Source organism: Kitasatospora sp. NPDC022856 (genome assembly GCF_055561235.1).
Map to the genome: position 1 here is coordinate 1 of NZ_JBVHHE010000108.1, position 4,432 is coordinate 4,432.

The 4,432-nt window shown below is 70.9% G+C and carries 3 protein-coding genes and 1 pseudogene; 2 read left to right on the forward strand and 2 right to left on the reverse strand.

Translation table 11 applies throughout. The features are described 5' to 3' along the window. Positions 1–227: 227 nt before the first annotated feature. A complete protein-coding gene (locus ACZ34W_RS38370) occupies positions 228–1,439 on the reverse strand; it encodes a S8 family peptidase (protein WP_465611099.1) in 1,212 nt (403 codons plus the stop codon). A 217-nt stretch (positions 1,440–1,656) separates the two neighbouring features. Between ACZ34W_RS38370 and ACZ34W_RS38375 the strand changes: the two are divergent. Then, positions 1,657–2,123 (forward strand): annotated as a pseudogene (locus ACZ34W_RS38375) (transposase); the annotation flags it as partial. Between the two features lie 1,151 nt (positions 2,124–3,274). Here ACZ34W_RS38375 and ACZ34W_RS38380 read toward each other — a convergent pair. Continuing rightward, on the reverse strand, positions 3,275–3,433 hold the full coding sequence (locus ACZ34W_RS38380; RefSeq protein WP_465611101.1) for a hypothetical protein: 159 nt from the start codon (positions 3,431–3,433) through the stop codon (positions 3,275–3,277). Positions 3,434–3,749: 316 nt separating this feature from the next. On the opposite strand from ACZ34W_RS38380, the gene ACZ34W_RS38385 reads away from it, so the two are divergent. Next, positions 3,750–4,432 (forward strand): ATP-binding protein (locus ACZ34W_RS38385; protein ID WP_465611103.1); only part of this gene is annotated, 683 nt, incomplete at its 3' end.

The window sequence follows — 4,432 nt, forward strand, 5'->3', positions numbered from 1 at the left end:
CAACGGCTCCAACGCAGGACCACGACGACGCACCGGCACATCCGAAGAATCACTCACGCAAGATCTAACGACGGATCTCGGGCGCAGGACACTAGTGTCCTGTCCGGTCGATCATTTGCTTGGCTGTACTGGGTTTTGAGTGGGCCGTGCGCGGTCTGGGCCTTGACGTGGGACCGCCCCGTCGGCCTTGTGGGCTCGGCGGGGCGGCGGCTGTGCGGCAGGGCAGGTCAGAGCCCGCCGGTGTACAGCAGCGCGTTGGGGCTGGACTTGGTGATGTTGGTCAGGACGTCCTTGGTGGATTCGGTATCGAGCCACTCGTTGATGTCGGAGGGGGTGGCGTCCGGGTGGGCGGCGAGGTAGAGGGCGGCGGTGCCGGTGACGTGCGGGGCGCTGAAGGAGGAGCCGTCCAGGGTGGCGCTCCCGCCGCCGAGCTTGGCCGAGGTGATGCCGTCGCCGGGCGCGTAGAGGGACAGGCAGGCGCCGTAGTTGCTGAAGCTGGTCTCCTCGTCCCACTTGTTGGAGGCGCCGACGGTGAGGACGCGTGGGGCGGCGGCGGGGGAGATGTAGCAGGCGTCCTTGGAGCTGTTGCCGCCGGCGACGACGGGCAGGACGCCCGAGTCGGAGAGCGCGGTGGCGGCCTTGTCCAGCGCGTCGTTCCTGTCCCCGCCGAGGGAGAGGTTGGCGATGGCGGGCTTCTTGGCGTTGGCGGTGACCCAGTCGATGCCGGCGATGAGCTGTTCGAAGGTGCCTGTGCCGTCGCAGCCCAGGACGCGCACGCTCACCAGGTTCACCTTGCGGGCGATGCCGTAGGTCTTGCCGCCGACGGTGCCGGCGACGTGGGTGCCCTGGCCCTGGCAGTCGGCCCCTTCCTTGCCGTCGCCGATGGTGTCGGTGCCGAGGGTGGCGCGGCCCTCGAACTCGTCGTGGCCGTACTCGATGCCGGTGCCGATCAGGTAGGCGGTCACACCGGCACCGTCACCCTTGACGTTGAACTCCCCGTCGCCCTTGCCGTTGACCGGGTCCCACGACTGCTGGTCGATGCGGTCCAGGCCCCAGCTGGTGGCGGCCTCCCGGTGCTGGGAGGCGGGCGTCGTGGTGGCGTCCGGCGCGCTCACGACGCCGTTCTCCTCCACGCTCTCCACCCCGGGCAGGGCACGCACCCGCTCCAGCTGGGCGGCGTCCAGGCGGGCGGAGAACCCGTTCAGGGCGTGCCGGTAGGTGTGCAGCGGCTCGACGCCCCCGACCCTGGCCGCCACCCGAGCCGGGTCCAGGCCCTTGTCCACCGTGACGATGTACTCGCCCGGCACAGCCGAAGCCGTCCTGTGCAGGGGGGCCGCAACGGCCCGCCCGGACGGGCCGTCGGCTGCCGCACCCTGCGAGGCGACCAGCGGGATGAGAAGGATGAGAGCGGCGAACGCGCAGCGCGCGGACAGTCGCATCAGATCTCCGTTCATGAGAAGGGGACCGCCCCGGGGCAGGGACAGCCCCGCACGCGACGGTCACCTGATGCATCGTCCGCCTGCGCGCCTTCCTTGAGTCCGGCGCGCCGCAGGAGTCTGTCCGGTTTCCCGTTGGCGGAGTGGTCGTTGATCCGGCCGTGGAGGACAGGGCGGGGGCCATCTCACGGATGCGCAGTGGCAACGGCTTCAGCCCTACCTGCCGGTGGGCACCGGGCGGTGCGGCAGGTGGCGTGACCACCAACAGGTGATCAACGGGGTGCTGCACTGGATTCGGACCGGGTGCCGTGGCGTGACCTGCCGCTCCGCTACGGGCCGTGGAAGACTGTTTCTGAGCGGCATCGGCGGCGGTCGGCGGATGGCACCTGGGCTCCGGTGCTCCGTCGGCTCCAAGGCGAGGCCGATGCGGAAGGTGAAATCGACTGGAAGATCGCGGTCGACTCCACATCCGTGCGCGCCCACCAGCATGCCGCCGGTGCCCACCGTGCTGGGCCGACGCCCCTTCCGCGCGGGCGCTACTCCGCCGACGCGCCGCGGCAGGATGCTGGCCAGGCTGCAGCTCCGGTCTGCGAGGGCGATGCCCTGGGCCGCTCGCGAGGCGGCTTCACAACCAAGATCCACCTGAGCGCCGACGGCCGGTGCGGCGGCGGCCGACCACCCGGGTTTGACCAGGCTCGGTACTGGAGGCGCAACACCGTCGAACGAGCCATCAGCAAACTGAAGAACTACCGCGCCGTCGCGACGAGACCGACCAGGCCACCCGCCTCGCAACCACCCAGCTCAACGCACGTGCCAAGCCCTGGCTCTGGGGGCGGACCGCCCCCACCAACCCGCCAATGCCGACGGCGATTTGCGTACCGCCTTTGAGGAATCCAGCACTAGCGTGTGGGCCTCCACAGAAGTTGAGCCAGAAGCCGAGTCGGAGCAGCACCGTGTCCGGCTGGAGGGTGCGGCCGCAGCGGCCGAGCCAGCAGCCGAAGCGACCGCCTTTCGGGCCGGAGGAGCCGCGCATGGCGGGGACGGTGGAGGCGGCCTTGCGTGGGCGGGGCAGCGGTGGAGGGTGGGTCCGCAGTTTGCCAACAGCCACCGGGTCACTGACGGCGGCACGCACGAGTGCGGCTTCCGCGACGTTCTGCCCGGCGGCCTTGCCGGTCACCGGGCGACCCCGGCAGGCTCACGGGCGGGACGGCAGCGCCTCATGGACCTGCGAAACGGCGCGGATCAGAGCAGCCAGGACACCCTGATGTTGCCTGTACTCCCGGCAGAACCGCTACTGCCGTTGCGCACAGGAGACCTCCGGATCAGCGGATCGCGCCTGGAACCGGCGCGGTAAGTGGGACTTGTCAGACTCGCGAGTCACGGCCAGCATGACGCCCCACGCTCACTTCGGCGAGTTACGAGAGCGACGCTCATTGAGGTGATTCCATCCAGAAATCTGTAGGTCACGGGGGCTGGCGTGGTGCAGCGGCGGCTGGTGCTGGCCGACCGTGCCGAGCGGCTGCGGAAGGAGCTCGGCGAGGTTGACGCGGAGGTCGCGCGGCTGGATGTGGCAGCGGTGGTGTTCGGCCGGTTCGCCGACGCCCGGCGGACCGGCCGGGGGGACCCCGCCATGGCAGAGGACTTGGAGCGGGTCACGACAGCTGCAGGGGTGGGCGGGATGCTGCTGATCCGGCACCGCGAAGAAGGCATGGACGCCGGCGTGCTGCCTGCCGACTACCAGGCGATCTTCAAGGTCATCGTGGAGGCCGAAGGAGCGGTCAAGCCGGGGGCGCCGAACCCGGCGGCGTGGATGAAGCTGAAGTCCCAGCAGCGGGGCCTCACTTCATCTCCCGTGCGAAACAGGCCGCTGCCCGGCGCGGGACATCCTTCTCGGCCTGCCACTCGCGCTCGGCGTTGTGCGGGCGGACGAGCTCGGCCCACTCCTCGGTGTTCAGCACCTGCCCGATCGACGCCTTTTCGGCGTAAGGGGCGCGCACCCAGGTCCGCGGATCTCGTGATTGACCCCGATCTCCTTCGCGACGGCCGCGAAGGTGCGCCGGCCCTCCGCGGTCCGGTACAGCGCGCCGGCATCACGCCGGAACTCGTCCGAGTAGTTCGACGGACGTCCCGCCTGGAATCCCTTCCTGGATCGACAAGATCCGAGTGTCATGGTGTCCACGTCACGGGACAAAGCTCACCCGGAGACTGCCGCGGCCGCCGACCCAGAGCCCGACGTCGCCGGGGAACGTCTGCTCCGTCCGTCGGATCGGTCGGCGAGCGCGCGGTCGCCGGGGCTCGACTACGCTCGCTGGTATGGGCATCTTGACGGGCGGCGGGTTCCCCGCCGACGTGACGAGCCTGGTGGGACGCCGCCCCGAGCTCGCCGAGCTGAAGCGCGTGCTGGCCGACTCGCGTCTGGTGACGCTGACCGGCACCGGCGGCGTGGGCAAGACCCGCCTGGCGCTGCAGGTGTCCCGCGAGGTGCGACGGCCCTTCCGCGACGGCGCGTACTGGGTGCCACTCGCGGAGGTCGGCGAACCGGACCAGGTCGGCCAGAGCGTGATCAACGCCCTGGGCCTGCGCACCATGGGCCCCGACGCCACCACCCTGCTGACCGACCACCTGCGGGACAAGCGCCTGCTCCTGGTCCTGGACAACTGCGAGCACCTGGTCGGCGCCTGCGCGGAGCTGACCGCCGGCCTACTGGCGGCCTGCCCCGGCGTGCGCGTGCTGGCGACCAGCCGCGAGGTCCTCGACATCCCCGGCGAACGCGTCTTCGCCGTCGCACCCCTACCCCTCCCCGACGAACACCCCGACGCGACCCCTCACAACGGGACCCACGCCGACTCCGTCGTCCTGTTCGCCGACCGCGCGGCGGCCGCCGCCCCCGGCTTCACCATCACCCCCGACAACGCGCACGCCGTGGCCACCCTGTGCCGCCAGCTCGACGGCCTGCCCCTGGCCATCGAACTCGCCGCCGTCCGCGTCCGCGCCCT